Genomic DNA, 26,281 nt, shown 5'->3' on the forward strand with positions numbered 1-26,281 from the left:
TACCTGATATCAGGTAATAAAAAATACACTTTATCAGGTATTGCCGTCCCGTAAGTAAGGGTCTAATTTTGTTATAAATCAGATTATTAATTAAAAGACATATTATGAAATCAATTTTGAAAACCTTAGCAATCGTAATGACTCTTGCTTTTACAGCAGTTTCTTGCAGCAGTGATAACGACGATAACAACTCAGCTCCAGCATCAAGAGATGTAAAATATGAAATTACTGGAAATTATACTGGACAACTTGATGTAACCTATATGGAAAAAAGCGGCGCTCCGCTTATTGAAGATGTGCCTTCATTACCATGGACTAAAGAATTTACTGCCGATGCAGATTCTGATGGCGCGTTGGTACACACAAGTGGTTACGGAGGAGTTGCTGGACAAACTGTGACAGCTAAAGTTTATGTGGGAGGAAAAGTAGTTTCTGAGTTAACAGGAAAAGCAGATAGTGAAGGAATCATTGTTGTACATCCTAAAACATATATTTTTCCCAGATAAATCTTACTTTAAAATTTTAGATTTTTGTTTTTGGTAAAAGAAAGCTTCGCAATTGCGAAGCTTCTTTTTTTTATGATTCCAACTGATTGTTGACTTCCTCAAATTTTTCAATCAGACTATTAATTTTTTCTTGCTGTTTTTTGGTTTGTTTTGGATGGATATACAACCAATTAAACAACATCCATAACAATGTTATTCCATAAGTTAAAATCGCCATCCAAGCTGTCATCCTGCTTGCATATTCATACATATACAAACAAATTCCAACCGTTAACAAAACAAAATACAAAGTCATTAGTTTTGTCTGCATGAAGTTTTGTTTCTTTTTAATTAAAATTAAGTTTTGCAAATACTCTTGATTGGTTTGATTTGCTTCTATATTTTTATAATTGCCTAATAGTTTGTTGTAGACCATTAAATAAATCACCATTGCCAAAATCACCAAAACAATTCCGATTTTAGTCGAAATAAATTGTGGCTGATAATAAAACCAAACAAAAGCAATGAAGGCGCTGGTTCCTAAAAGCAGAATGTTCGTAAGCCACAAACAACGCAATCCAGTTTTTTTAAACTTATTTATTCGTGCCAGCAAATCGGTCATATCTGGCTGACTTACGGATTGTTTTTTCCATAAATCTTTAAAATCTATATTATTATCGTTGTCCATTTTCTTTAAATTTTTGAGTCAGTTTTTCTTTAATTCTGTGAATTTTCACTCTAACATTTGCTTCAGAAAGACCGACGATTTTAGCAATTTCATTTTGTTTGATATCTTCTAATTCTAACGAAATTATAATACGATCTGTTTCTGGAAGCTCAGCGATACATTTATACAAGAATTGAATCTGAGGTTCTAATGAGGTTAGTTTTTCTTCTGAAAGATGAACAGGAAGTTCAGATTTCGGAAAACGTTTTTGCTTTTCTATCTGTCTCAGACAATTGTTGGAAGCAATTCTAAAAATCCAGGTTCCAATAGAAGATTCATTTCTGAACGTTTCCAATTTCTGCCAGACAATTATAAAAGTTTCCTGAGCCAAATCCTGAGCGGCGTCATAATCGTTTACGAAACCCATGCAAAGCCTGAAAATTCGATCCCAATAGGTTTTATATATTTGTTCGAATTCCATCTTATGCTTTTATAAAATTGTTTAACTGCTCCATGTACCAAGCGGTATCGTCGTACATAATAAAATGAAGCCCTTTGTTAGCGTACTTAAAATTAGCTGTTTTCAAATTTGCATATTGTGTTTCAATTGCGGGTTTTAAATTTATAAAATAAGATTCTAATAAAACTAAAGACGGACATTTTACCTGTGCGATTTTCGCTCTTAAATCGGTATTGTAAAAGTCACAATACATTTGCCCAAAAGTATTTCGGTCCGATTTTACGCTCCAGCCAATAACCATCTCCATTTTAGATTGATCTTGCAGAAGTCTCGGCATCATTTGTTTCTGCATATCGTAAAATTGAGTTTCGTTCATACCCGTCATTTGAGCTACCATTGGCGAACAATCATTATTTTCTTTTAATTTAAAAGAAGGATCGCTCAAAGCCGCCAGACACGGAATCACATCGACAACAACAATTTTTCCTATCAATTCTGGATAATCGGCTGCAATGGCAAGTGCCAATCCTCCGCCCATACTATGACCAATTAAGATTGGCTTTTCGATTTTATTGTCTTTTATATAAGCAGCGATTTCGTTTTTCCAGTTTTCAAATGATGGATTCGGCTGTGGTTGTATTCCAGCGAAACCCGACATTGTAAGTGTATAACAAGTGAAGTCTTTTTCGAATGCGATTTTAGTGTCTTTCCAAACTTCGCCAGAAGAAGCAAATCCCGGAATGAAGATTATAGATTGTTTTCCTTTACCAGTTTTAATTACTTCAAAAGGATATTGTTTTGTTTGCGCAAAAACATTTAGACATAATGCTGAGAATAAGAATGCGATAATTAAGATGATATACTTTTTCATTTTTAATAGTTTTAAGTTGTTAAAATTCTAATAGCAATAAATTGTTAATTAAATCGGATCCATGCTTTTGATACGGCAACTATTAAAATGTTACAAAAGTTTTTAAATTTTTAATAAATCCCGACAGCTATCGGGACCAAACTCCAATGTTGGTGCGGGTTTTTAACCGCAAAGTGCGCGATTTTTTTTGCCACAAAGGCGCTAGGTCGCAAAGTTTTTCTCTTAGTTTGTCTTCTAAAGGAGGAACGGTATGCATTGTCAATCTGAGCGAAGTCGAAGACCACGCTAGAAGCTCCGCAATCAAAATCGTCAATCTTTGTAGAGTTACTTGTGTGGTCTTCGACTTCGCTCAGACTGACAAACTATAAGCTTTTCGAAATAAAATTTGTGGAAATTCGTGTAATTTGTGGCAAAAAACAAAGCACAAAAAAAATCCCAAACCCCAATCGTAAAATTGGAATTTGGAATTTTTATATTGAAAATTAATTTGGTTATCCTACCAAATTGATGATTTTTCCAGGAACGATAATCACTTTATTCGGCGTTCTTCCGTCCAAGTGTTTTTGAGTTCTTTCGTCTTTCATAACGATTTCTTCGATTTGTTCTTTGGTTAAATCCAAAGGCAATTCGATTGTGAAACGCATTTTTCCGTTGAACGAAACTGGATATTCTTTATTAGTTTCAACTAAATGTTTTTCCTCAAAAATTGGGAACGCAACTTCAGAAATTGAAGTCGTATGTCCTAACTGTGACCATAATTCTTCAGCAATATGAGGCGCATAAGGCGAAACTAAAATCGCTAATGGCTCTAAAATCGCTCTTGAATGACAGTTTTGAGAAGACAATTCATTCACACAAATCATAAATTGAGAAACCGAAGTATTGAAAGAGAAATTCTCGATATCTTCTGCTACTTTTTTGATTGTTTTGTGTAACGATTTCAAGTTGTCTTTTATTGGTTCGTCGTTGTTTACGATTAAACCATTATCATCAAAATACAATCTCCATAATTTTTTCAAGAAACCAAAAACTCCCGAAATACCAGCAGTATTCCAAGGTTTTGCCTGCTCTAACGGACCTAAGAACATTTCGTATAAACGTAATGTATCAGCACCATATTCTGCACAGATATCATCTGGAGTTACTACGTTGTAGTATGATTTAGACATTTTTTCTACTTCACGACCTACAATGTATTTTCCGTTTTCGTCAAAAATAAATTCCGCAGTATTGAAATCTTCTCTCCAAGCTTTGAACTTTTCGATATTTAATTCGTCAGAAGAATTAACAAAATGAACATCAACACGAATTGGCTGTACATTTTGACCTTCAATTTTATTTTTAGACACAAAAGTATTTGTTCCTTCTAATCTGTAAACATAAGCCGTTGTACCTAAAATCATTCCCTGATTGATCAGTTTTTTGAATGGTTCTTCGGTTGGAGCAAAACCCTTGTCTTTTAAGAATTTATTCCAGAAACGAGAATACAACAAGTGTCCTGTTGCATGTTCGCTTCCTCCAATGTATAAATCTACATTTTCCCAGTAAGCTAAAGCTTCTTTAGACGCAAATTCATTTTCATTGTGTGCGTCCATATAACGCATCCAATACCATGAACTTCCCGCCCAACCTGGCATTGTGTTCAATTCTAAAGGAAAAATTGAAACATTATCAACTAAATCAGTTGCAACAACTTTATTTTGTTTTGTATCCCAAGCCCAAACTGCTGCATTTCCTAATGGAGGCAAACCGTCTTCAGTTGGCAAATACTTTTCTACTTCTGGAAGAATAATTGGCAAATGCTGCGTCTCGATCATTTTTGGCAATCCATTCACATAATAAACTGGGAATGGTTCTCCCCAATAACGCTGACGAGAGAAAACAGCATCACGCAGACGGTAATTTGTTTTACCTTTTCCTTGACCGATTTCTTCTAATTTAGCAATTGCTTTTTTAGTACCTTCTTTATAATTTAATCCGTTTAAGAAGTCAGAATTTGCGATTTCAACGTTGTCTTTTGATCCGTAAGCCGCTTCAGAAATATCAACATTTGCGAAAATATTTTTGATTTCCTGCATTCCGTTTTGACCTTTAAAGAAATTCGCAAAAGCGTAATCTCTTTCGTCTCCGCAAGGAACCGCCATTACAGCACCAGTTCCGTAACCAGCCAAAACATAATCACCAATCCAAACCGGAATTGGCTCTTTTGTAAAAGGATGTTCAGCATAAGCTCCTGTAAATGCACCAGAAATGGTTTTTACATCAGCCATACGCTCACGTTCTGAACGTTTTGCTGTTTTTTCGATGTACGCTTCAACTTCTGCTTTTTGTTCTGGAGTTGTAATTTTAGCAACCAAATCATGTTCTGGAGCCAAAGTCATAAAAGTTACTCCAAAAATTGTATCAGGACGAGTGGTGAAAACTTCAATTACTTCGTCATGATCTTTCACATTAAAAGTTACCAAGGCACCAACCGATTTCCCAATCCAGTTTCTTTGAGATTCTTTGATAGACTCACTCCAATCGATATCGTTTAGACCTTCAAGCAAGCGTTCGGCATAAGCAGAAATTCGCATACTCCATTGTGTCATTTTTTTTCTTATAACAGGAAAGCCTCCACGTTCTGAAACTCCATTTACAATTTCGTCATTTGCCAAAACAGTTCCTAAGCCTGGACACCAGTTTACTTCGGTTTCTGCCAAATACGTCAATCTATATTGCAAAAGGATTTTTTCTTGCTCATCTTTAGAAAATGCATTCCATTCGCTTGACGAAAAAACTGCAATATTATCATCAGAAACGGCATTTACATTTGCATTTCCTTCTTTTTCAAAAAATGAAATTAAAGTTGAAATATCTTCTGCTTTGTCTGTATTTTTATTGTACCAAGAATTGAACAGCTGGATAAAAATCCATTGTGTATGTTTGTAATAATCTGGATTTGACGTACGCACTTCACGAGCCCAGTCAAATGAGAATCCGATTTTATCTAATTGTTTTCTGTAACCCGCAATTTGTTTTCCTTCCTTATCTACTCCACCGTCAATATTTACACGTGTTGTATCTTCTGGACGTTGTCCTGTCTGAATCGCATACTGTTCTGCAGGTAATCCGAAACTATCGTAACCCATTGGATGCAAAACATTGAAACCTTGATGTCTTTTGAAACGAGAATACACATCTGAAGCAATATAACCCAGTGGATGCCCTACGTGTAATCCTGCTCCAGACGGATAAGGAAACATGTCGAGAACATAATGTTTCGGTTTTTCGGAGTTATTTTTTGCTGCAAAAGTTTGATTTTCTGCCCAATATTTTTGCCATTTGGCTTCAATTTCGTTTGGATTGTACTTCATTTCTAAGTGACTAAGATTCTAAGTTACTAAGGCTCTAAGCTTTTCACTAAATTAATTTAGCCGCAAATTTACATTTATTGTTGTTTGTAGCAAAGCTATTTCATTGGCAAACAAATAAAATAATGAATTACTTGTTTAGGGTTAAGTAAAAACACGAATTATTACGATTAAAAATATGTACTTAGATTCTTTTTTTGCCACATATTAAAGAATTTAAGCAGACTTAAAAATCAATTTTTAATCTTTTTAATCTTTTTAATCTTTTTAATCTGTGGCAAACTTTTTACTTTGCGGACCTTAAGCAAAACTTTGCGTTCTTTGCTTTAATTATTCATGTAACACTTTGCATCAAATAAAACTTCTTTTCTATATTTAAATCGTACTTTTAAGTATAAAAGTTTGTTATTAACTTTAAATAAAGAAATTCTTTATTATTTTTACCACATAATTTAAGTATCTATGAGTTCTAACTTTGATAAATTTCAAAAGCGCAGGTTAATTTCCTCTTATTTTTCGGTAGTATTAAGTGTATTCTTGGTTTTATTCCTTTTGGGAGTGCTAGGATTATTCATCATTAATTCTAAACAATTGGCTGACGATTTTAAAGAAAAAATCGCTATGACAGTTTTCTTCAAAAATGAAGCAAATGACAGCATTATCAAAGCATTTAATACAGAACTTAAAAGAGCGCCTTTTGCTAAATCTTTTGTTTATGTAACGAAAGAAAAAGCGGCAAAAGAACACACTGATATTATCGGAGAAGATTTCTTAACGTTTTTGGGAGAAAATCCGTTATTGAATTCATACGACATTCACTTAAAAGCAGATTATGTAGAAAGAGACAGTATCGTAAAAATCGAAAACCGTTTCCGCAAAAATGCTATGATTTCAGATATTGTTTATGACAAACAATTGGTAAATCTAGTAAATGACAACATCAGAAAAGTAAGTATGTGGATTCTGATTATTAGCGGTTTCTTGACAGTAATTGCAGTTTTATTAATCAATAGTTCATTGCGTTTATCTATACATTCAAATCGTTTTATTATCAAAACCATGCAAATGGTTGGAGCTACAAAAGCGTTTATCCGTAAACCTTTTGTAATGCGAAGCGTAAAACTTGGAATGCTTGGTGCTAGTTTAGCTATTATTGCTTTAATTGCACTTTTACTATATGTAGATACTAATTTCCCTGGTTTAGGAATTCTAGAGGACAAAATTTTAACTGGTTTGGTTTTAGTTGCTGTTTTCGGATTAGGAGTTCTAATTACTTGGGTAAGCACGCATTTTGCAACGCAACGTTTCTTGAATTTAAGAACTGACGATCTTTACTAATTGTAGATTGTAGATTTTAGATTGCAGATTTTAGATTGCAGATTTTAGATTTTAAAAAAAATGCCTTCGACTTTGCTCAGGCTGACAAACAGATAAAAATGAAAAACAACAATAATAAAGAAGAACAACAAGTTCAAAAACAGGAATTCCTTTTTGACGGCATCAATTATAAAATTTTATTGATTGGTATTGCTGTAATTGCTCTAGGATTTATTTTAATGTCTGGTGGAGGAAGTAAAGATCCAAATGTTTTTAATGAAGACATTTTCAGCTTTAGACGTATTCGTTTAGCACCAACGACTGTTTTAATCGGTTTTGGAATCACGATATATTCTATCTTCAAAAAATCTAAATAATATAGGTTTATAGATTTTTAATCAGAATGCCTTTCGACTTCGCTCAGGGTGACAAATCTAAAATCTAAAATCTAAAATCTAAAATTCTAAATGAACACATTACAAGCTATTGTTCTTGCCATTATTGAAGGAATTACAGAATTTTTGCCTGTTTCTTCTACAGGACATATGATTATTGCTTCTTCTTTTTTCGGAATCGCTCATGACGATTTCACTAAACTTTTTACCATTGTAATTCAGCTTGGCGCAATACTTTCGGTTGTAATTTTATACTTCAAACGTTTCTTTCAAACTTTTGATTTCTACTTTAAACTTTTAGTCGCTTTTATTCCTGCAGTTGTTTTAGGATTATTATTAAGCGATTTTATTGACGATTTACTAGAAAATCCTGTTACAGTTGCTATTTCACTTCTAATTGGAGGTCTAATTTTATTAAAAGTAGACGAATGGTTTAACAAACCAAACGATCCAGAAGTTTCAACTGAAATCACGTATGCCAAAGCTTTAAAAATTGGTTTATTTCAATGTCTTGCCATGATTCCTGGAGTTTCTCGAAGCGGTGCAAGTATTGTTGGAGGTATGGCTCAAAAACTGACTAGAACTTCTGCAGCAGAATTTTCATTTTTCTTAGCGGTTCCAACTATGTTAGGAGCAACTGCAAAAAAATGCTATGATTATTACAAAGCAGGTTTTGAATTGTCTCACGACCAAGTAAACATGTTGGTAATTGGTAATATTGTTGCTTTTGCGGTAGCATTATTAGCAATTAAAACTTTCATCGGATTTTTGACTAAAAACGGATTTAAAGTTTTTGGTTATTACCGAATCATTGCTGGAATCATTTTATTGTTGATTCACTTTTTCATTCATCCGCTTACGATTATATAATGACACCTGAAGAATATTTAGAAGGACAAGTTTTATTGATTGACAAACCTTTAAAATGGAGTTCATTTCAAGCTGTCAATAAATTAAAATACCTTTTAATTAATAAAGTTGGACTTCCTAAAAAGTTCAAAATTGGCCATGCTGGAACTTTAGATCCTTTAGCGACTGGGCTTTTATTAATCTGCACTGGAAAATTTACTAAAAGAATAGCCGAACTTCAAGGTCAGGCAAAAGAATATACAGGAACATTTTACATTGGAGCCACTACTCCATCTTATGATCTGGAAACTGAAATCGATCAGACTTTTCCAACAGAACATATTGATGAAGCTTTGATTCATGAAACTGTAAAACAGTTTTTAGGCGAAATAGATCAGAAACCGCCCATTTTTTCTGCTATTAAAAAAGACGGAGTCCGTTTGTACGAACATGCGCGTGCAGGAGAATCTATAGAAATTGAAAGCAGAAAAACTACTATTCACGAATTTGAAATTACAAGAATTGCATTGCCAGAAGTAGATTTTAGAGTAGTTTGCTCTAAAGGAACATATATTCGTTCTCTTGCTTACGATTTTGGAAAAGCCATGAATTCAGGTTCGCACTTAACCGTTTTACGCCGAACTAAAATTGGCGATTACGACGTAAAAAATGCGATTGATATTACTTTATTTGAAGAAAGCTTTAAATAACTAAAACAAAAAAGCACATTACATATTTTTGAAAGTAATGTGCCAAGCTCCTAAAACAAGTAATGTTGTTCCATACTCATCTCAAATTAATAGTGAGGCACATTCTTCCCTCCAAATAAAAATGTAGAAAAGAAATCATAAAATCTTTCGAATAACTTTTTCATAATAGTGTACTTTTTAATTGTTAAACATTAAATCAACACCAATAAAAAGAGTAAATCTGAAAGCTATAATAGATGTGGGATTAGTTTTACTAAGTTACAAAATTCTATCGAAGTCAAAAAGACTTTAAGACAATTTTATTAACAAATCATCTGTTTATCAACACATTAATCCGATTAAAGGCGATTATACTTGATATTTTCCATAATTTCGACCAATTCTTCCTGAACCGAAATTCCTTTATCTGCCAGATACCATAACTGCAAATCGGTTTTTATTTTTTCGTCGATAGCGCCAACTTCTCTTTTATGTTTTTCCATTAATTCGGTTGCTCCTTTTGGTCTTGGTCCCCAATCAGCGCGTACAATTCCTGCTTCTTTACAAATCACAATTATTTTTGGAATTGCTCTTCCTCCGTTGGTCAAATAATGGCTCATCAAATCGTCATTTTCATCGCGAAATGCAATTTTCAAATCGATCTTTTTATGAGAAGCCAAAGCCATTTTATTTAAAATTGGAAGTATCTGCGCCGCGTCTCCGCACCAACCTTCAGAAAGTACCAGCCAGATATAATGATTATCTAAGTTTTGAAGTTTCTCTGCGACAGAATCTGAAATGGTTATCGTTTTTTCCAGCCTATTCATTCTGGCTTCATTCAATTTAGAATAATTGGTAAGACTTTCTGATTGTTCGCTTCCAGTTGATTTTCCTTCAGACAATAAATCGGTTACTATTTTTCTATATTCAACATAAGGATGACTATTGAATAATGATTTGGCTACGATGCTTTTCATATTTATTTCATTTTTAGGATACAATAAAAATACGAATTTTAGGAAGACGGAGGAAATGACATTTATCACATTATTGATAATTTTACCAAGAAGCTGACTTATCTAAATACTTTTTAGCTTCTGCCTTTATCCAACCTTTTTCAGAATTTATAATGATTTTCATTTTTTCTTCAAAACCTTTAATCTTCAATTTTCTTAAAGAAATAATTAAATGGCCATAAACATCTCTATCATTTAAAAGCATTTTAATATCATCTTTAGTTAAATTACATTTCAATTCGCCAATCAATAATGCAAAAGTTTGTCTTCCTTTGCCATATTTATCATTTTTCAGAATATCAATAATTGTATTTTGAATTAATATTGATTTTTTAAAGCTCTTTTTCTTCTTTAAAAGAAGCCTCAAATCTTCTCCTAATCTCCAAATCTTATGTTCAAAAGAATACCAAATTGGATTTGAATACATTGAATTCCCAGATTTCTCATGCTTAAACCAATATTCACACAATTCATTTATTAAATTACTTAAATCTTCATCTTTAAAATTATTAATAAATCCTTCGTCTTCAATTTTACTATATTCATTTAAGAATTTCATTTGATATTTTTTTTAGTGATCTAAATTTTTATAAATATTGTATTTTCCTACAAAATTAAAAATTTTAATTAATTCAAGCTTCTTAAAATAATTTTGCAAACATTATTTTTAAAAATCAGAATATGTCTATATTTGCACAAATTAACGCGACACACACATGAAATATAAAAGAATTCTTCTAAAACTTAGCGGCGAAGCGCTAATGGGTGATTTACAATATGGTATAGACCCAAAAAGATTAGCCGAATATGCAGATGAAATTAAGCAAATTCACGACAAAGGAGTAGAAATTGCAATTGTTATTGGAGGAGGAAATATATTTAGAGGCGTTGCAGGAGCAAGCTCAGGAATGGACAGAGTTCAAGGCGATTACATGGGAATGCTTGCAACTGTAATTAACGGAATGGCATTACAAGGCGCTCTTGAAGATAAAGGAATGAAAACACGTCTGCAGACGGCTTTGAAAATGGAATCTATTGCAGAACCATATATCAAAAGAAGAGCTGACCGCCACCTTGAAAAAGGAAGAATCGTAATTTTTGGTGCTGGAACCGGAAATCCATATTTCACAACTGATACTGCTGCCGTTTTAAGAGGTATAGAAATCAATGCTGATGTTATCCTTAAAGGTACTCGTGTTGACGGTGTTTACGATTCTGACCCAGAAAAAAATGCTTCTGCAGTAAAATTTGATTTTATTTCGTTTGACGATGTAATCAAAAAAGGATTAAATGTAATGGATACTACTGCATTTACCTTAAGCCAAGAAAACAAATTGCCTATCGTAGTTTTTGATATGAACAAAATTGGAAACTTATTGAAAATCTGCGACGGAGAAAACATAGGAACTGTAGTAAACATATAGACTGCTTAGATTAATAGAATTTTAGATTTTCTAAATTCTTCTCAACCTTAAGGCAATCAAAAAAACAAAATAACATTAGTTCGTAAATTAGAAGAAATTAAATCTAATCTTCTAAGAATCTAAAAATCTAAACAAAATGACTGAAGAAATAGATTTTATTTTAGAAAGTACTGAGGAATCAATGAATGGTACTATTGCACACTTAGAGAAAGAATTTCTTAATATTCGTGCAGGAAAAGCTTCTCCAGCTATGCTTGGAGGTGTTTTTGTAGATTATTACGGATCTGCAACACCGCTTTCTCAAGTATCTAAAATTAGCGTTCCAGATGCTAGAACAATTACATTACAGCCATTTGAAAAAAATATGCTTTCTGTTATTGAAAAAGCAATCTTAGTCGCTAACATTGGTTTTAACCCAATGAATAACGGAGACGTTATCATCATCAGTGTACCGCCTTTGACAGAAGAGCGTCGTCGTGATTTAGCAAAACAAGCAAAAGCTGAAGCTGAAGATGCTAAAATTGGTATCCGCAATTCTCGTAAAGATGCTAATACTGATATCAAAAAATTGGAAAAAGAAGGAACTTCAGAAGATATCTGTAAATCTGCAGAAGAAGAAGTTCAGAACTTAACAAATGCTTACATTAAAAAAATTGATGAGTTATTGGCTGCAAAAGAAGCTGAAATCATGAAAGTATAAGTAAGTTTTGATTATAAAATAAAAAATCCGTCTGGTTTATTGCACTAGACGGATTTTTTTATTGCTATTTTTGCATACGAAAATTAATTTCTTTTCGTTTTTGAAACTATATCATTCTGTATGAAGCTATTTTGTTTTTTGACTTTGTTTTTTACGCTTACTCTTCAGGCGCAAATTCAAATAAACGGAATCGTAACCGATTCAAACAACAAACCTCTTCCGTTTGCCACCATTACCACCTCAGAAAACAATAACACAATTACAGATGTTGACGGAAAATTTATTTTTAAAATCAGTTCTTCTGCGACATCACTTACAGTTTCTTATATAGGTTTTCAGTCGAAAACTATTGCTTTAATCAACAGCAAAACCTTTTATTCGATTTCACTTTTACAGCAGACCGATGATTTAAAAGAAGTAGTTGTTTCTAATGAAAACCCCGCCTTAACGATTATTAAAAAAGTTATTGCTAATAAATCGACAAACGATCCGCAGAAAAAGCTCAATAATTTTGAATATAAAACCTATAACAAACTTATCGTAACCGCCAATCCGGATTCAATTGACGGCCGTATTGACACAACAGCCGCTTATAAAGATTTAAACAAAAGAATCATAAACATTGATTCTTCTGATTATAAGTTTAAAGAAATTGTAAGCAAACAGCATTTATTTCAAACTGAAAAAGTTTCTCAATATCAGTTTGGAAATAACAAACTAAAAGAAACGGTTCTAGGCACAAAAATCGCTGGCTTTAAACAGCCGATTTATGAAGTTCTGGCCTTCAACCTCCAATCTATTTCGATTTACGATCCTAAATACGAATTATTTGAAACCAAGTACGAAAATCCGATTTCTAAAAATGCTCCTTCAAGTTATAATTATAAATTATTAGACACCGTTAGCATAAGAGGCCGTGACACATACATGATTTATTTTAAAAACAAATCAAAACACAGAGCTTCTGGACTGGAAGGGGTTTTGTATATTGATAAAGAAAATTACGCTATCGCGAAAGCAGTAATGCGAATTAAAGGCGTTTTGGACATTAGCGGCATTCATGAATTTGAATATATTCCGAAAGAAAAAATCTGGTTTCAGAGCAACACTACTTTTAAAATCGTAAAAGGAAAAAATGATGACGATATTCGTATTCTTGGCGGTACGATTCAATTTGACGGAGATGTTGAAGAGAATTTAGAACGAAGAAAAAAAGTAGCCTCAGATTTCACCTATCTGCTTTCTGAAAGCAATAGTTTTGATATTCGAGTAAATACAGACACTCCAATAAAAAACCCGTCGCTTTATATCGAAATTAAAGACGATGCGGCCAAAAAACCTGAAAGTTTCTGGGAAGCATACCGCAAAGAAAATCTCGATTTAAAAAGCCAAAAAACCTATTTATTGCTCGACAGCCTTTCTGTTCGAAATAGAATTGAAAAACGTTTAGGAATTGGCCGAAAAATCATTAATGGTTTTTATCCGATTGGCCCTGTCGATTTGGATCTGAAAAAAATCATCAGTTATAATAATTATGAAGGTTTTCGTCTTGGTGTAGGCGGCATTACAAATGATCGTTTATCTAAATTTTTCCGTGTTGAAGGCTACGGCGCTTACGGAACAAAAGATGGTGTTTTTAAATATAGTGTCGGCGGTGGCGTTTTATTAGACAAACACACCAACACTTGGTTCAACGGTTATTATACTGACGATGTACGAGAAATTGCAAGTACTGTTTTTTCTGTTGACAAACGTGTTTTTAAAATTTATGATCCGCGCCCAATAAATATTAGTACCTTTTACGAGTATATAGGATGGCGTACCAATATTCAAACCAAATTTATTCCGAAAACCGAGGCTGTTTTAGAACTTTCGAGAAATTATATTGAACCAAAATTTGATTATCTCTATAACCTAAACGGAAAACTGTATTCTAATTATACCATGACCACGGCAATGCTTTCTATTGTTTGGGCGCCATTTAGCAATTATATGCAAACTCCAACTGGAAGAACTGAAAGCGATAAAAAATTTCCGAGGTTTACTTTCCAATACACACAATCTTTGCCAAATGTTTTTGACAATGATTTTACTTTTAGCAAAATAGATTTTAAGGCCGAATACGAAAAACAGTACCTAAACCGTCAGAAAACAAGTTTACTTTTACAGGGAGGTTTGGCAATGGGAGATGTGCCTATTACGCATTTGTACAATACAGCACCAAACAACTTAACAAAAGAAACTGTTGTGCAGCGTATCACTTTTGCGGGAAGAAATGCTTTTGAAACCATGTTTTTTAACGAGTTCTTCTCGAGCCAATATTTAATGTTTCAAATTAAACATGGTTTTGACCGAATCAAAATTATGAAACAAGTTCGCCCGTCACTGGTTTTAGTTACTAGAATGGCTTGGGGAAACATGGAAAAACCAGAACAGCATGTTGGTCCAGCATACAAAACGCTTGACAAAGGTTATTTTGAATCGGGATTAGAATTGAACCGAATCTTTAAAGGTTTTGGTTTGGGCGGATTCTATAGATATGGTCCAAATCAGTTAATGAGATTTGAGGATAATATTGCAGTTAAGATTTCTTATGTTCTTGACCTGGGACTTTAATTTTAAAATTCATTTTTTTTCGCCACGAATTCACAAATTTACCCACTAAAACTTTACAAAAATTTTACCGATGAATTTCACGAATTTCCGCTAGCAATCTGCGTAAATTTGTGCGATTTATCGACAAGTACAGCGTAAAGAAATTCATTAAAATTCGTGAATTCGTGGCTAAAAAAAAAATCCCAAACCCCAATAAGTAAAATTGGAATTTGGGATTTTAATTTTTTGGAATTTCAAAAAGTTTATGGTTTAAGAATCAAAACTGATGGAGAATTATTTAGCCAAATACTTTGAGATTCTATTAGTTTTTTCCAGCTTTCTAGACTGATAATCATCAAATCTTGGCTTTCTAAAAACTCTTTCTTCAAGGTTCTGTCATTCATAACCATGATATGATTTGGGGCAATCTGCTCAATAGAACGAATGGTTTCTTGAATTTCTCTTGTATTTCTCACTTCTCCACCAGCATCTAAAACGGTAATCTGAGAACCGTTGTTATTGATTAGTTTTTTAGCATAATCAATTAAAAAAGCATCTTCTTTATTAAAAACAGGTATCAAAACTTGATTAACCTCTTCTAGATTTTTTTCGATGAAAATTCCAACTGGCATTTTTGCTTTAGCAATAATATGTCGTGTTCTTTCATCAAATGGAGAATTCTCAAACAATCCTTCTTTTCCTGTAAACTTATCAATCAAACGGTCTGGATTTACAATTCTGGTTGTAAACCCAAGAATTTTTCCAAGCAGCGTTCCGTCAAAAATAGATTGCCCTAAACCAATCAAAAGTAAATCATACTCTCCTTGATTTGCGGTATCAATAATATCCGAATCAATATCATTAGAAACTTTAAACAAACTCACCACATTCTGATTCAGACGCTGTGACTCTTCAATTACAGGAACCAACATTTTGCGTTCATGTTCTTTAATGTCAAAAGAATGCACTTCTGTACTTAAAGACAAATGCATTGCGGTTACAATAGAATTATCACCTTGCTTTTTAACTAAACTATTGGCAATTTGAAGCAATTTTTTTCCCTTTTCTGGAGTTGCAAACGAAAGCAGAATTTTATACTTGCTTTTAGTTCCAATTTCTTCTGGAACTGCCGTAGTTTTATCTTTAAAAATAAATCCGATAAAATCTAATGCCGGACCTGTCATAAAAGTGGTCACCAAAGCCATAATGACCATCATAGTAAAAATCTCTGTTGACAATACCCCTAGATCATAACCAATATTCAAGACCACCAATTCCATCAAACCTCTAGTATTCATCAAAGCACCAATCGACAAACTGTCTTTCCAGTTTTGCCCCATGAATTTTGCTGCCAACGCGCTTCCGAAGAATTTTCCAACTACGGCAACTAAAATAATCAGACCGGTAATTTTCCATAATTCAGGATCATTCAATAATCCGATTTGGGTACGTAAACCTGTAAATACGAAAAACAATGGCAATAGCACAATAATCGAAACGTCTTCAACTTTTTCAATAAATATGTTTCTGAATTTGTTGTTTTCTGGCATAATTGCTCCCGCTAAAAAAGCCCCAAACAAAGCGTGAATTCCGATTAATTCTGACGCATAAGCAGAAATTAAAAGCGTAATAAAGAAAATCGCAACAACAGGTTTGTTCAAACTTTCGCGTGTTGCATTCAAATCTCCTACTCTTTTTAAGAATGGACGAACAATTTTAAGCATTATAATGACATACAAAATCGCCATTCCAATTACATACAATGAGCTTGAAAGTGAACCTGCTTTTACAATGGCAATAACAACTGCCAAGATACACCAAGCCGTAATATCGTCTGCAGCGGCACAAGTAATGGCAATAGTCCCGAGTTTAGTTTTCTGCATGCCACGTTCTTGAACTATTCTAGCTAAAACAGGAAAAGCTGTGATACTCATGGCAATACCCATAAACAATCCGAAAGAAGAAAATTCAACTCCCATTGGAGCATAGATTTCGTAAATAAAATATGCCAATGATAATCCTAAAGCAAACGGAATTACAATACTAGCGTGACTAATGACAACTGCATCATGCGCCTTATTTTTCAGCACTTTTAAATCCAATTCCATTCCGATAACAAACATAAAAAGGATTAAACCAATTTGGCTTAAAAACTGTAGATTGCCTAAAGATTCTTTTGGAAATAAAGCCGCTGAAAACTCCGGAAAATACATTCCGACCAAAGATGGCCCCAACACAATTCCCGCAATCATTTCGCCAATTACAGACGGTTGTCCTATTTTTCTAAAAAACCATCCAAATAAACGTGCAACTAAAATAATGGTAACAATCTGCGCCAATAAAATGGCCAAAGGATGCTGCAGGTTATCGACCATAGAATGAAGAAAGTCTTTCCAATGGTTGCTTTCAACACTTTTCTTTACAATATTTCGCCCCACTTCTAATGCGGCGCCTTTTGAAATTACCCAATATATCAGCGCTGTAAAACCACCAATAATTGTTATGTAGAATAGAGAGTTCTTAATGTTATTCATAACTCGTTCTTTAGATTTATTGCAGCAAATATCAGAACTGAGTTTTAAGTGAAAAAGCAAATTTCCTGCTAATTTTCAATGTATGTAACAAGTCGGAAAAACTTTGTAATAAGTTATAATTTTACCTTTTTCAAAAAATCAGAACGATACGTTTCACTTAAAATTAAAGCTGTATTTTTATTAGTTTCTTCCAAATGATGAAGCACAATTTCATTATGATTAAAAAACTTTATTGCCTTCACCGCTACAATTTCTTTTTTATTGATTCGGCAGAAATCAGCATCGGGCAATTCGTTTAATAGCGTGTCGAATTTTACATTTTTTAAATTCAAAAAACTGCCATCAGTAAGCAGAACCGTTTTATCGCGACTATCACTCGCAGCCGTTTTTATGTATTGAATTGTATTAAAATACAATAACGTTTTTCCTTTATCAGTGTTGAGCTGTATAAACTTTTTATCAGAATTTGATTTCTCAAAACGCTCAAAAGCCTTTGTGATGGCTTTTTGCAAACGTTCTAATTTTACAGGTTTTGTAATATAATCTACAGCATCTATATTAAACGCTTCAGCCGCATACTCTTTATAGGCCGTACAAAAAATCACCAATTTGTCCTGCAGTTTTTCTGCCAGATGCAACCCGTCAATTCCAGGCATTTCAATATCCGAAATCAGCAGATCAAAATCTAAATCAGGAATATCAGACAAAAGTTTTTCAGGATTATTAAATGTTTTCACGATTTCCAATTCTGGAATCTGTTCGCAAAGCATTTTAAGATACGTTAATCCCGGAATTTCATCGTCCAGAAGCAAGCATTTCAGTTTTGTATTCAAGTAAATCAATTTTTAGATGAGCAATATAGACATCGTTTTCTATAAACTTATCGAGTTTAAAATTATTTTTATAAATAATACGAAGACGGTGCTCAAGTGTTGCGTGTCCAAAACCGCTTCGTTCCTTTTTCAATACTTTTTTATCGGAGATTTTATTGGAAACCGTCATAAAAAAAGCATTATTTTTAAACTCAAAAACTACCGAAATAAAAGCATCTGCACTTTGAAGATCGGCATGTTTAAAAGCATTTTCAATTAAATCAATCGAAATTAAAGGCGCCAGCAAAGGCTGATCATACAATTTATCTTCCTGATTAATATTGGTTTTGACTTTAAGTTCAAAAAGCGGACTAATTTTAATTTTATTGATTTCGATTAAATTCATCGCAAAATCAATTTCTTCTTTGGCCGTTACAAACTTCTTTTTGCTTTCGTACAAAATATAATCCAAAACATTGGCCAGTTTATCCAAAGCAAAATAAGTCTGATACGCATGCGACTGAATCGAATTTAGAATATTCTTAAACAAATGCGGATTCAGTTTTGATTCCAAATTCTCCAATTGCAAATCGTTGACTTTTGACTCTAAGGCATAAAAACTTTTTTCTGCATCTTCTTTCGCCTTTTTGGTTTGCATTAATTGATAAACCATGAAACAAATGATAACAATTAAAAGCAACAGAATTGCCAAAAAGATAAAAGTTGTTGTATTGTTTTCTTGCATTTGCGTCGTTTTATATTTAAGTCAAATTCACGAATAAAATTACTGAATCTGATTCAATCTGTTGAATCTGTGTGAGGCTTTTTCGTTTAGAAAACTATCTAATCTAAGTTTTCTTAAAATTGAAATTGTTTGCAAATATGGGAAAACCTTACGGTTTAAAGATAAAACAAGACAAATTATGACAAAAACAGCACTATCAAATTTGTGTTAACGTTAAGTAAAATAGATTCGAATATTTATGATTTCGAGCACTTTTCACTACATTTGCATCCATTTTTAAAGATTTTATGAAAAACACTGTCCAAGTTGGATTTTGGGAAAAACTGGCCCGAATCATACTTAAAAACCGAATTACGATTCTGGTTATACTTTCTGCTTTAACTCTTTTCTTTGGTTATCAGTGGAAGAATCTTTCTATGACTTATACCGAAGCCAACTTGCTTCCGAAAGATCATATTGCAAATAAAGATTATCAAAAATTCTTAGACAAATTTGGTGAGGAAGGAAACCTGATTGTTATTGGTTTCAAAGATCCTAAGTTCTTTACGCCAAAAAATTATGCTGCTTGGACCGAATTAATGAATGGTTTGAAAAAAGCCAAAGAAGTTGACTTGGTAATTTCTTTGAATGATTTAAAGAAACTTGAAAAAGATACGGTAAATCAAAAATTTGTCCTAGCGCCATTTATTGACGAAAGCAAAGCGCTTGACGCGAATTATTTAAAAAGCGTACAATATGATTTGTTTCATAATCTGCCTTTTTACGAAGGTTTGCTTTTTAATAAAGAAAGCGGTAGCGTTCGTTCTGCAATCTACATGAACAAAGCGCTGGTAAATACGGCTGAAAGAAAGACTTTTATCTTAAATGATTTAGTTCCGAAAATCGATAAATTCGAAAAAACAACTGGAATTGACCTTAAAGTTTCGGGAATGCCATACATCCGTACGATCAATGCGGATAACATGAAAGGCGAAATCGGACTTTTCATTGGAGCGTCTTTATTGACGGTTTCTTTGATTTTCTTTTTCTTCTTCCGTTCGTTCAGAGCTACTTTTATTTCGATTTGTATTTTAATTGTCGGCGTAACTTGGTCGTTTGGAACACTTGGATTATTTGGTTATAAAATCACGATTTTAACAGCTATTATTCCGCCGCTAATTATCGTAATCGGAATTACTAACTGTATTTTCCTAATTAATAAATATCAGCAGGAAATTAAACTGCACAACAATCAGGCAAAAGCTTTACAGCGTGTGATTTCAAAAATTGGATCTTCAACTTTGATGACCAATTTAACCGCAGCAATTGGTTTTGCAACTTTGATGATTACAGGAAACGAACTTCTTTTTGAGTTCGGTTTAGTAACTTCAATCAACGTGCTTTCTGTTTATACATTGACACTTTTTATCGTGCCAATTATCTACAGTTTTATGCCGTTGCCAAAAGCAAAACATTTATACCATTTAGACAAAACTTACATTTCGACACTTTTAAATACGGTTACCGCTATAGTTAAAGGCAAGAAAACAATTGTTTATTGCATTTACGCTGTTCTGTTTCTTGTGAGTTTGAATGGAGTTAGACAAATGAAAGTTTCAGGAAGTTTGATTGGCGAAATGCCAAAAACAGCTTCTTTCTTTAAAGATATTTTATTTTACGAAAAAGAATTCAATGGTGTAATGCCTCTTGAAATCATGATTGACACCAAAAAGAAAAAAGGTGTTATGAAGCCTTCGACAATTCGTAAAATGGATGAATTGCAGAATACTATTTCTGAAATTCCAGAATTGGCAAAACCTGTTTCTGTTGTAAACTTGGTTAAATATGCAAAACAGGCTTTCTATAACGGAAACCCTGAATATTACCAATTGCCAACTTCTCAAGAACAGACTTTTATTTTGGGTTATGCTAAAAATGCAACCAAAAACAGCAAAGAAAACTTAATGAAAGCGTATGTGGATTCAACTGGACAATATGCCAGAATCACAACTTTCATGAAAGATATTGGAACGGATGAAATGGCAAAAGTGGAAGGAAAACTGCGCAAAAAAATTGACGAGATTTTCCCGAAAGACCGTTATGAAGTTACGATTACAGGAAAAGCGTTGGTTTTCCAAAAAGGAACAACGTATTTGGCGCACAACTTAATCGAGTCATTATTGTTTGCGATTTTGACAATTGCGATTTTGATGCTGTATTTATTCCGTTCGTTCAAAATGGTAGCAGCTTCTTTGATTACGAATATTTTACCGCTTTGTATCACTTCTGGATTAATGGGTTATTTCGGAATTCCGTTAAAACCATCAACGATTCTGGTATTCAGTATCGCATTCGGAATCTCGGTTGATAATGCAATTCAGTTTATGGCGAAATACAAACATGACTTGATTCAAAATAAAGGAAAAGTAAAAAAATCTGTTTTCAGCGCTTTAAGAGAAACGGGAGTAAGCACATTCTATACTTCTGTAGTTTTGATTTTAGGTTTTGCGACTTTTACATTATCAAGCTTCAGCGGTACAATTGCTTTAGGAGGATTAATTTCTTGTACTTTGGTTTTTGCAATGTTTGCTAACTTGGTTGTATTACCTTCACTGGTTTTAACTTTCGAGAAAAAGAAAACAAGGAAAGAGGAATTGGAGAGTTTGGAAAAATAATTTTCAGACACGAATTTCACTAATTGGCACGAACTAAAATACTAAAAAGAAGAATTGCGACAATTGCATTGCTCTTTTTATATAGCAGTAATTGTTTAGCTGAAGGGCAATATGGATTAGCACGATTTGTAATGTTTATCCACATTATATTTCTTTGTTTATCTATTATTGTTTTTACAATGATTGGAGGAGTTGTAATAAAATTCATTTTACAAAAATCCAATCTTTTAATAAAAAACCAAACCCGTAAAGCTTTTTGTATTTCGTTATTAATAGCAATTTTAGTTGTGTTACTCTTTGGAGATGATTTTATATTTTAATTATGGAATCATACATAATCTCTGAAATAATACAAAACAAGACAAATTGGTTCTCATGAAACCAAATGCCCTAGCCCCGATCGAAGCAGCATCCTTTCTATTTTTTCTTTAAAAATAGAAAGATATAGCGAAGAGCGGGAAACAGCTTCAAAAATTAATTATTATCGATTATATTTGCAGTTGTTCAAAACGAATATTATTTAATATCAATTATATATAAAAATGAAACACACAAAAGTTAGAGACTTATTAAACAGTACGACGACGTTACAGGAAGTGAATGCAAAAGGTTGGGTGAGAACTTTTAGAAATAATCAGTTCATCGCTTTGAATGACGGTTCTACAATTAATAATATTCAATGTGTTGTTGATTTTGAAAATACACCAGAAGAGACTTTAAAAAGAATCACAACTGGAGCAGCGGTTTCTGTAATTGGAACTTTAGTTGAAAGTAAAGGTGCGGGTCAGAAATATGAAATTCAGGTTTCTAAATTGGAAATTCTTGGAGATTCTGATGCTGAGAAATTCCCAATGCAGCCCAAAAAGCACTCTCTAGAATTTTTACGTGAAAACGCTCACTTGCGTGTACGTACAAATGCTTTTGGTGCGATTATGCGTGTGCGTTCAGTATTGTCTTATGCAGTTCACAAATATTTCCAAGATAAAGGTTTCGTTTATGTAAACACGCCAATTATCACTGGAGCTGATGCTGAAGGTGCTGGTGAAATGTTCCAAGTAACTTCTTTGCCATTGGATAATCTTCCAAAAAATGAAGAAGGAAACATTGATTTCAAAAAAGATTTCTTTGGAAAACATACAAACTTGACAGTTTCTGGACAATTAGAAGGAGAAACTTTTGCTATGGCCTTGGGTCAGATTTATACTTTTGGACCAACTTTTAGAGCAGAAAATTCAAATACTTCTCGTCACTTGGCAGAGTTCTGGATGATCGAGCCTGAAGTTGCTTTCAACGACCTTGATGACAACATGGATTTGGCTGAAGATTTTATTCAGTACGTAATTAAATATGCTTTAGACAATTGTCAGGATGATTTGAAATTCTTAGAAGGAAGACTTTTGGAAGAAGAAAAATCAAAACCACAGGCTGAAAGAAGCGAAATGGCATTGTTAGAGAAATTGAACTTCGTTTTAGAAAACAACTTCAAACGTGTTTCTTATACTGAGGCAATTGACATTTTAAGAGATTCAACTCCAAATAAAAAGAAGAAATTCCAATATTTAATCAACGAATGGGGAGCTGACTTACAGTCAGAACACGAGCGTTATTTAGTAGAAAAACACTTTAAATGCCCAGTAATTTTATACGATTACCCAGCAAACATTAAAGCGTTTTACATGCGTTTGAACGACAACACAGAACCAGAAAGAGAAACAGTTCGTGCAATGGATATCCTTTTCCCTGGAATTGGAGAAATCGTTGGTGGTTCTGAAAGAGAAGAGCGTTACGATGTTCTAGTTGAGAAAATGGAAAAACTTGGAATCGACAAAGAAGAATTATATTGGTATTTAGACACCAGAAGATTTGGATCAGCAACTCACGCAGGTTTTGGTTTAGGATTTGAGCGTTTAGTATTGTTTGTAACAGGAATGACAAACATTAGAGATGTAATTCCTTTCCCAAGAACTCCTGGAAGTGCAGAATTTTAATAGAAAGTTATAAATTATAAGTTATGAGTTAAGAGTTAAATCTTAACTCATAATCATTTAAGAGAAATATTTAACTGTTATAAGTTACTAATTCGTGAGTATAAAATCATAATTCATAACTTATAACTCTTAACTCAAAATATGCTAAAGCAATTTTTAAATTTAAAATTATCCCAAAAATTATCTCCACAGCAAATTCAGCTGATGAAGTTAATTCAATTGCCTACGCAAGCTTTTGAACAGCGTTTATTAGAAGAAATGAACGAAAATCCGGCTCTGGAAGCAGGTAAAGAAGACGAATACGAAGCTGATGAATACGCTAATGACGACTACGATGATTATGATGATGCAGAATCAGACAGAATCGAAGCAGACGATATTAACATTGACGAATACTTAAGCGACGACGATACGCCTGATTACAAAACTCAGGTTAATAATTACAGTGATGACGAGGAACGCGAAACTCCTTTTGCGGCTCCGATAAGTTTTCATCAGGATTTAATCAATCAGCTGAATACTTTTATTTTGAATGATGAAGAACGCGAAATCGCTGAATTCCTTGTTGGAAGTATTGATGATATGGGTTACATCCGCAGAAGTATTCCTGACATTGTAGACGATATGGCTTTTACTCAGGGAATTTATACTGATGAAGCAATGGTCGAAAAAATGTTGACCGTAATTCATGAGCTTGAACCTTCAGGAGTTGGCGCGCGTGATTTACAGGAATGTTTATTGCTCCAATTGAAACATAAAACACCAACTGAATATGTTGATTTAGCGATTGACATCATCGAAAATCAGTTTGATGCTTTTACGAAAAAACATTACGATAAACTGTTACAGAAGTATAGCGTTTCTAACGAACAGCTTAAAAAAGCAATTCACGAAATTGAAAGATTAAACCCTAAACCGGGCGGTTCTTTTGCTGGAAACAATAAAGTAACAGAAAACATTGTTCCCGACTTTGCCATTAGAATTGTGGACGGCGAATTGGAATTGACTTTAAACGGAAGAAATGCTCCTTCCCTGCACGTTTCTAAAGATTATCAGGAAATGATGCAGACTTATAAAGAATCTAAAGACAAATCGACTGCACAGAAAGATGCGGTTCAGTTTATCAAGCAAAAATTAGATTCTGCTAAATGGTTTATTGATGCCATTAGACAGCGTCAGGAAACTCTTTTTGTAACAATGAATGCAATCATGCATTATCAAGAAGAATATTTCTTAGATGGCGACGAAACCAAACTTAAACCAATGATCTTAAAAGATATTGCAGATATGGTTGGTTTGGACATTTCGACCATTTCGCGTGTGGCAAACAGCAAATATGTAGAAACGCCATACGGAACCAAACTGATTAAAGAATTCTTCTCTGAAGCGATGAAAAATGATCAGGGAGAAGATGTTTCGACTCTTGAAATCAAAAAAATTCTTCAAAATACGATTGAAGAAGAAGATAAGAGAAAACCGCTTCCAGATGATCAATTGGCTGAAATCTTAAAAGAAAAAGGATATCCAATTGCGAGAAGAACTATTGCAAAATACCGCGAACAGCTCGATATTCCGGTTGCGAGAATGAGAAAGAAGATTTAATATTTACAAATAAAAAACCCGACAAATTTAAAATTCTGCCGGGTTTCTTTTTGCTTTTAATTTTATTTATATTGATCAGGTAAAATCTTCACATCAAATAAAAAATCTTTCTTTTTATCACTGTAACTATAATTCAAAGTGTAATCATTTTCTCTGAAAACCTGAAGTCCCGTATTTGCTTTTGCAGTACTTAAAAGACTTTTTCTAATTTCTTCTTGAATTACATCTGCCTCAGCAGTTTCTTTACTTACGTTCAGCAATGTTAAATTGTATTGAACTGTTTTTTCTTCATGAAGACTTACGCTGTCTAAACGAATACCTTCCTGAATATTTAACGGACAGCTTTTATTATATTTTGCAATTAATTCTACTACTTCAGTGTTAACCTCATTTTCATTTTTGGCGAGATAGAATTGAAAGTAAACCACAAAGGCAACTGCAATTCCCATTAATAGCAATAATAAAATAGTAGACTTTCTCATATTTTGAAATGTTTTTTTCATGGCTTATAATAAGTAAAACAATCTATTTTTCTTGATTCTTTTTCATAGCTTTAAAATACGCAGCACGGCTAAGTGGTTCGTACTCTTCTGTTTCTCCAAGCATAACCAATTTATCATTATCGGTTTTTCTAAAACTGTAATTTGCCAAATTTCCTGTTCTGGTACAAACGGCATGAACCTTTGTAACATATTCGGCAGTTGCCATAAGTCCTGGCATTGGCCCAAACGGATTTCCTTTAAAATCCATATCTAATCCTGCAACAATTACGCGAATTCCTTGATTTGCTAAATCGTTGCAAACCGTAATAATTTCATCATCAAAAAACTGCGCTTCATCAATACCGATTACATCGCAGCCTTGAGCTAAAATCATAATATTGGCAGCGGCAGGAACGGGAGTTGAACGAATTTCGTTGGCATCATGAGACACCACCATTTCGTCATGATAACGGGTATCAATAGCAGGTTTAAAGATTTCGACTCTTTGTTTGGCAAATTGGGCGCGTTTTAATCTTCGGATCAGCTCTTCGGTTTTACCCGAAAACATTGATCCACAAATAACTTCAATCCAACCAAATTGTTCTTTGTGATTTACTGTATTTTCGAGAAACATTTTGTATTT

General features: G+C 33.3%; 23 protein-coding genes. 12 read left to right on the plus strand and 11 right to left on the minus strand.

The genetic code is table 11. The features are described 5' to 3' along the window. Positions 1-104: 104 nt before the first annotated feature. Entirely contained in the window at positions 105-506 is a 402-nt protein-coding gene (locus NU08_RS07575; protein WP_129746542.1) for a hypothetical protein, read from the plus strand. 70 nt (positions 507-576) lie between these two features. Here the strand turns inward: NU08_RS07575 and NU08_RS07580 are convergent, their stop codons facing one another. From NU08_RS07580 to leuS, 4 genes are all read right to left on the minus strand, one after another. Beyond that, entirely contained in the window at positions 577-1,173 is a 597-nt protein-coding gene (locus NU08_RS07580; protein WP_129746543.1) for a hypothetical protein, read from the minus strand. Beyond that, positions 1,160-1,633 (minus strand): RNA polymerase sigma factor, encoded by a 474-nt coding sequence (locus NU08_RS07585; protein WP_129746544.1) that lies wholly within the window; start codon positions 1,631-1,633, stop codon positions 1,160-1,162. The genes NU08_RS07580 and NU08_RS07585 overlap by 14 nt, the downstream gene beginning before the upstream one ends. Before the next feature lies 1 nt (position 1,634). Beyond that, on the minus strand, positions 1,635-2,483 hold the full coding sequence (locus tag NU08_RS07590; protein ID WP_129746545.1) for an alpha/beta fold hydrolase: 849 nt from the start codon (positions 2,481-2,483) through the stop codon (positions 1,635-1,637). A 491-nt stretch (positions 2,484-2,974) separates the two neighbouring features. Further along, a complete protein-coding gene (gene leuS, locus NU08_RS07595; RefSeq protein ID WP_129746546.1) occupies positions 2,975-5,839 on the minus strand; it encodes a leucine--tRNA ligase in 2,865 nt (954 codons plus the stop codon). 459 nt (positions 5,840-6,298) lie between these two features. Between leuS and NU08_RS07600 the strand changes: the two genes are divergently transcribed. The 4 genes from NU08_RS07600 (at position 6,299) to truB (ending at position 9,107) form a co-directional block, all read left to right on the plus strand. Beyond that, a complete protein-coding gene (locus NU08_RS07600; RefSeq protein ID WP_129746547.1) occupies positions 6,299-7,174 on the plus strand; it encodes a cell division protein FtsX in 876 nt (291 codons plus the stop codon). 98 nt (positions 7,175-7,272) lie between these two features. Continuing rightward, complete coding sequence (locus NU08_RS07605) at positions 7,273-7,530, plus strand: DUF3098 domain-containing protein (RefSeq protein ID WP_129746548.1); 258 nt, start codon at positions 7,273-7,275, stop codon at positions 7,528-7,530. A gap of 90 nt (positions 7,531-7,620) precedes the next feature. Beyond that, positions 7,621-8,418 (plus strand): undecaprenyl-diphosphate phosphatase, encoded by a 798-nt coding sequence (locus tag NU08_RS07610; protein WP_129746549.1) that lies wholly within the window; start codon positions 7,621-7,623, stop codon positions 8,416-8,418. Then, on the plus strand, positions 8,418-9,107 hold the full coding sequence (gene truB / locus NU08_RS07615; protein ID WP_129746550.1) for a tRNA pseudouridine(55) synthase TruB: 690 nt from the start codon (positions 8,418-8,420) through the stop codon (positions 9,105-9,107). Before NU08_RS07610 ends, truB begins: the two co-directional genes overlap by 1 nt. Positions 9,108-9,445: 338 nt before the next feature. Here truB and NU08_RS07620 read toward each other — a convergent pair whose 3' ends face one another. Continuing rightward, positions 9,446-10,063 carry a thioredoxin family protein gene (locus tag NU08_RS07620; RefSeq protein ID WP_129746551.1) on the minus strand — a complete coding sequence of 206 codons (618 nt, stop codon included), beginning with the start codon at positions 10,061-10,063 and terminating at the stop codon, positions 9,446-9,448. 82 nt (positions 10,064-10,145) lie between these two features. Further along, a complete protein-coding gene (locus tag NU08_RS07625) occupies positions 10,146-10,661 on the minus strand; it encodes a hypothetical protein (protein ID WP_129746552.1) in 516 nt (171 codons plus the stop codon). 157 nt (positions 10,662-10,818) lie between these two features. Here NU08_RS07625 and pyrH point away from each other — a divergent pair, with 157 nt between their 5' ends. The 3 genes from pyrH to NU08_RS07640 all read left to right on the plus strand — a co-directional run bounded on the left by pyrH (position 10,819) and on the right by NU08_RS07640 (position 14,842). Continuing rightward, positions 10,819-11,526, plus strand: coding sequence for a UMP kinase (pyrH, locus tag NU08_RS07630; protein WP_129746553.1), 708 nt, complete (start codon positions 10,819-10,821; stop codon positions 11,524-11,526). 136 nt (positions 11,527-11,662) lie between these two features. After that, positions 11,663-12,226, plus strand: a complete 564-nt coding sequence (gene frr, locus NU08_RS07635) for a ribosome recycling factor (protein WP_129746554.1) — start codon at positions 11,663-11,665, stop codon at positions 12,224-12,226. 120 nt (positions 12,227-12,346) lie between these two features. Then, positions 12,347-14,842 (plus strand): DUF5686 family protein, encoded by a 2,496-nt coding sequence (locus NU08_RS07640; RefSeq protein WP_129746555.1) that lies wholly within the window; start codon positions 12,347-12,349, stop codon positions 14,840-14,842. A gap of 242 nt (positions 14,843-15,084) precedes the next feature. On the opposite strand, the gene NU08_RS07645 is transcribed toward NU08_RS07640, so the two are convergent. The 3 genes from NU08_RS07645 to NU08_RS07655 all read right to left on the minus strand — a co-directional run bounded on the left by NU08_RS07645 (position 15,085) and on the right by NU08_RS07655 (position 18,912). Next, positions 15,085-17,355, minus strand: coding sequence for a cation:proton antiporter (locus NU08_RS07645; protein WP_129746556.1), 2,271 nt, complete (start codon positions 17,353-17,355; stop codon positions 15,085-15,087). A 113-nt stretch (positions 17,356-17,468) separates the two neighbouring features. Then, on the minus strand, positions 17,469-18,188 hold the full coding sequence (locus NU08_RS07650; protein ID WP_129746557.1) for a LytR/AlgR family response regulator transcription factor: 720 nt from the start codon (positions 18,186-18,188) through the stop codon (positions 17,469-17,471). Further along, a complete protein-coding gene (locus tag NU08_RS07655) occupies positions 18,151-18,912 on the minus strand; it encodes a sensor histidine kinase (RefSeq protein WP_129746558.1) in 762 nt (253 codons plus the stop codon). The genes NU08_RS07650 and NU08_RS07655 overlap by 38 nt, the downstream gene beginning before the upstream one ends. Positions 18,913-19,199: 287 nt before the next feature. Between NU08_RS07655 and NU08_RS07660 the strand changes: the two genes are divergently transcribed. The 4 genes from NU08_RS07660 (at position 19,200) to rpoN (ending at position 25,156) form a co-directional block, all read left to right on the plus strand. Next, complete coding sequence (locus tag NU08_RS07660; protein ID WP_129746559.1) at positions 19,200-21,566, plus strand: efflux RND transporter permease subunit; 2,367 nt, start codon at positions 19,200-19,202, stop codon at positions 21,564-21,566. A 23-nt stretch (positions 21,567-21,589) separates the two neighbouring features. Further along, on the plus strand, positions 21,590-21,886 hold the full coding sequence (locus NU08_RS07665) for a hypothetical protein (protein ID WP_129746560.1): 297 nt from the start codon (positions 21,590-21,592) through the stop codon (positions 21,884-21,886). A 222-nt stretch (positions 21,887-22,108) separates the two neighbouring features. Further along, a complete protein-coding gene (asnS, locus tag NU08_RS07670; RefSeq protein ID WP_129746561.1) occupies positions 22,109-23,554 on the plus strand; it encodes an asparagine--tRNA ligase in 1,446 nt (481 codons plus the stop codon). A 141-nt stretch (positions 23,555-23,695) separates the two neighbouring features. Next, on the plus strand, positions 23,696-25,156 hold the full coding sequence (rpoN, locus tag NU08_RS07675; protein WP_129746562.1) for an RNA polymerase factor sigma-54: 1,461 nt from the start codon (positions 23,696-23,698) through the stop codon (positions 25,154-25,156). Between the two features lie 62 nt (positions 25,157-25,218). Here the strand turns inward: rpoN and NU08_RS07680 are convergent, their stop codons facing one another. Continuing rightward, positions 25,219-25,638 (minus strand): hypothetical protein, encoded by a 420-nt coding sequence (locus NU08_RS07680; RefSeq protein ID WP_129746563.1) that lies wholly within the window; start codon positions 25,636-25,638, stop codon positions 25,219-25,221. A 43-nt stretch (positions 25,639-25,681) separates the two neighbouring features. Next, positions 25,682-26,272, minus strand: a complete 591-nt coding sequence (locus NU08_RS07685; RefSeq protein WP_129746738.1) for a thymidine kinase — start codon at positions 26,270-26,272, stop codon at positions 25,682-25,684. Positions 26,273-26,281: the final 9 nt, after the last annotated feature.

It is taken from the genome of Flavobacterium anhuiense (genome assembly GCF_004151235.1).
GTDB lineage: Bacteria > Bacteroidota > Bacteroidia > Flavobacteriales > Flavobacteriaceae > Flavobacterium > Flavobacterium anhuiense_A.

What these genes read in the sequence shown, in the direction of transcription:
- NU08_RS07680 (WP_129746563.1), bottom strand. Translation starts at nt 25,638, where the DNA reads ATGAGAAAGTCTACTATTTTATTATTGCTATTAATGGGAATTGCAGTT.
- NU08_RS07620 (WP_129746551.1), bottom strand. Translation starts at nt 10,063, where the DNA reads ATGAAAAGCATCGTAGCCAAATCATTATTCAATAGTCATCCTTATGTT.
- frr (WP_129746554.1), top strand. Translation starts at nt 11,663, where the DNA reads ATGACTGAAGAAATAGATTTTATTTTAGAAAGTACTGAGGAATCAATG.
- NU08_RS07580 (WP_129746543.1), bottom strand. Translation starts at nt 1,173, where the DNA reads ATGGACAACGATAATAATATAGATTTTAAAGATTTATGGAAAAAACAA.
- NU08_RS07625 (WP_129746552.1), bottom strand. Translation starts at nt 10,661, where the DNA reads ATGAAATTCTTAAATGAATATAGTAAAATTGAAGACGAAGGATTTATT.
- truB (WP_129746550.1), top strand. Translation starts at nt 8,418, where the DNA reads ATGACACCTGAAGAATATTTAGAAGGACAAGTTTTATTGATTGACAAA.
- NU08_RS07660 (WP_129746559.1), top strand. Translation starts at nt 19,200, where the DNA reads ATGAAAAACACTGTCCAAGTTGGATTTTGGGAAAAACTGGCCCGAATC.
- NU08_RS07645 (WP_129746556.1), bottom strand. Translation starts at nt 17,355, where the DNA reads ATGAATAACATTAAGAACTCTCTATTCTACATAACAATTATTGGTGGT.
- NU08_RS07640 (WP_129746555.1), top strand. Translation starts at nt 12,347, where the DNA reads ATGAAGCTATTTTGTTTTTTGACTTTGTTTTTTACGCTTACTCTTCAG.
- NU08_RS07655 (WP_129746558.1), bottom strand. Translation starts at nt 18,912, where the DNA reads ATGCAAGAAAACAATACAACAACTTTTATCTTTTTGGCAATTCTGTTG.
- NU08_RS07585 (WP_129746544.1), bottom strand. Translation starts at nt 1,633, where the DNA reads ATGGAATTCGAACAAATATATAAAACCTATTGGGATCGAATTTTCAGG.
- NU08_RS07605 (WP_129746548.1), top strand. Translation starts at nt 7,273, where the DNA reads ATGAAAAACAACAATAATAAAGAAGAACAACAAGTTCAAAAACAGGAA.
- leuS (WP_129746546.1), bottom strand. Translation starts at nt 5,839, where the DNA reads ATGAAGTACAATCCAAACGAAATTGAAGCCAAATGGCAAAAATATTGG.
- rpoN (WP_129746562.1), top strand. Translation starts at nt 23,696, where the DNA reads ATGCTAAAGCAATTTTTAAATTTAAAATTATCCCAAAAATTATCTCCA.
- asnS (WP_129746561.1), top strand. Translation starts at nt 22,109, where the DNA reads ATGAAACACACAAAAGTTAGAGACTTATTAAACAGTACGACGACGTTA.
- pyrH (WP_129746553.1), top strand. Translation starts at nt 10,819, where the DNA reads ATGAAATATAAAAGAATTCTTCTAAAACTTAGCGGCGAAGCGCTAATG.
- NU08_RS07685 (WP_129746738.1), bottom strand. Translation starts at nt 26,272, where the DNA reads ATGTTTCTCGAAAATACAGTAAATCACAAAGAACAATTTGGTTGGATT.
- NU08_RS07610 (WP_129746549.1), top strand. Translation starts at nt 7,621, where the DNA reads ATGAACACATTACAAGCTATTGTTCTTGCCATTATTGAAGGAATTACA.
- NU08_RS07575 (WP_129746542.1), top strand. Translation starts at nt 105, where the DNA reads ATGAAATCAATTTTGAAAACCTTAGCAATCGTAATGACTCTTGCTTTT.
- NU08_RS07590 (WP_129746545.1), bottom strand. Translation starts at nt 2,483, where the DNA reads ATGAAAAAGTATATCATCTTAATTATCGCATTCTTATTCTCAGCATTA.
- NU08_RS07600 (WP_129746547.1), top strand. Translation starts at nt 6,299, where the DNA reads ATGAGTTCTAACTTTGATAAATTTCAAAAGCGCAGGTTAATTTCCTCT.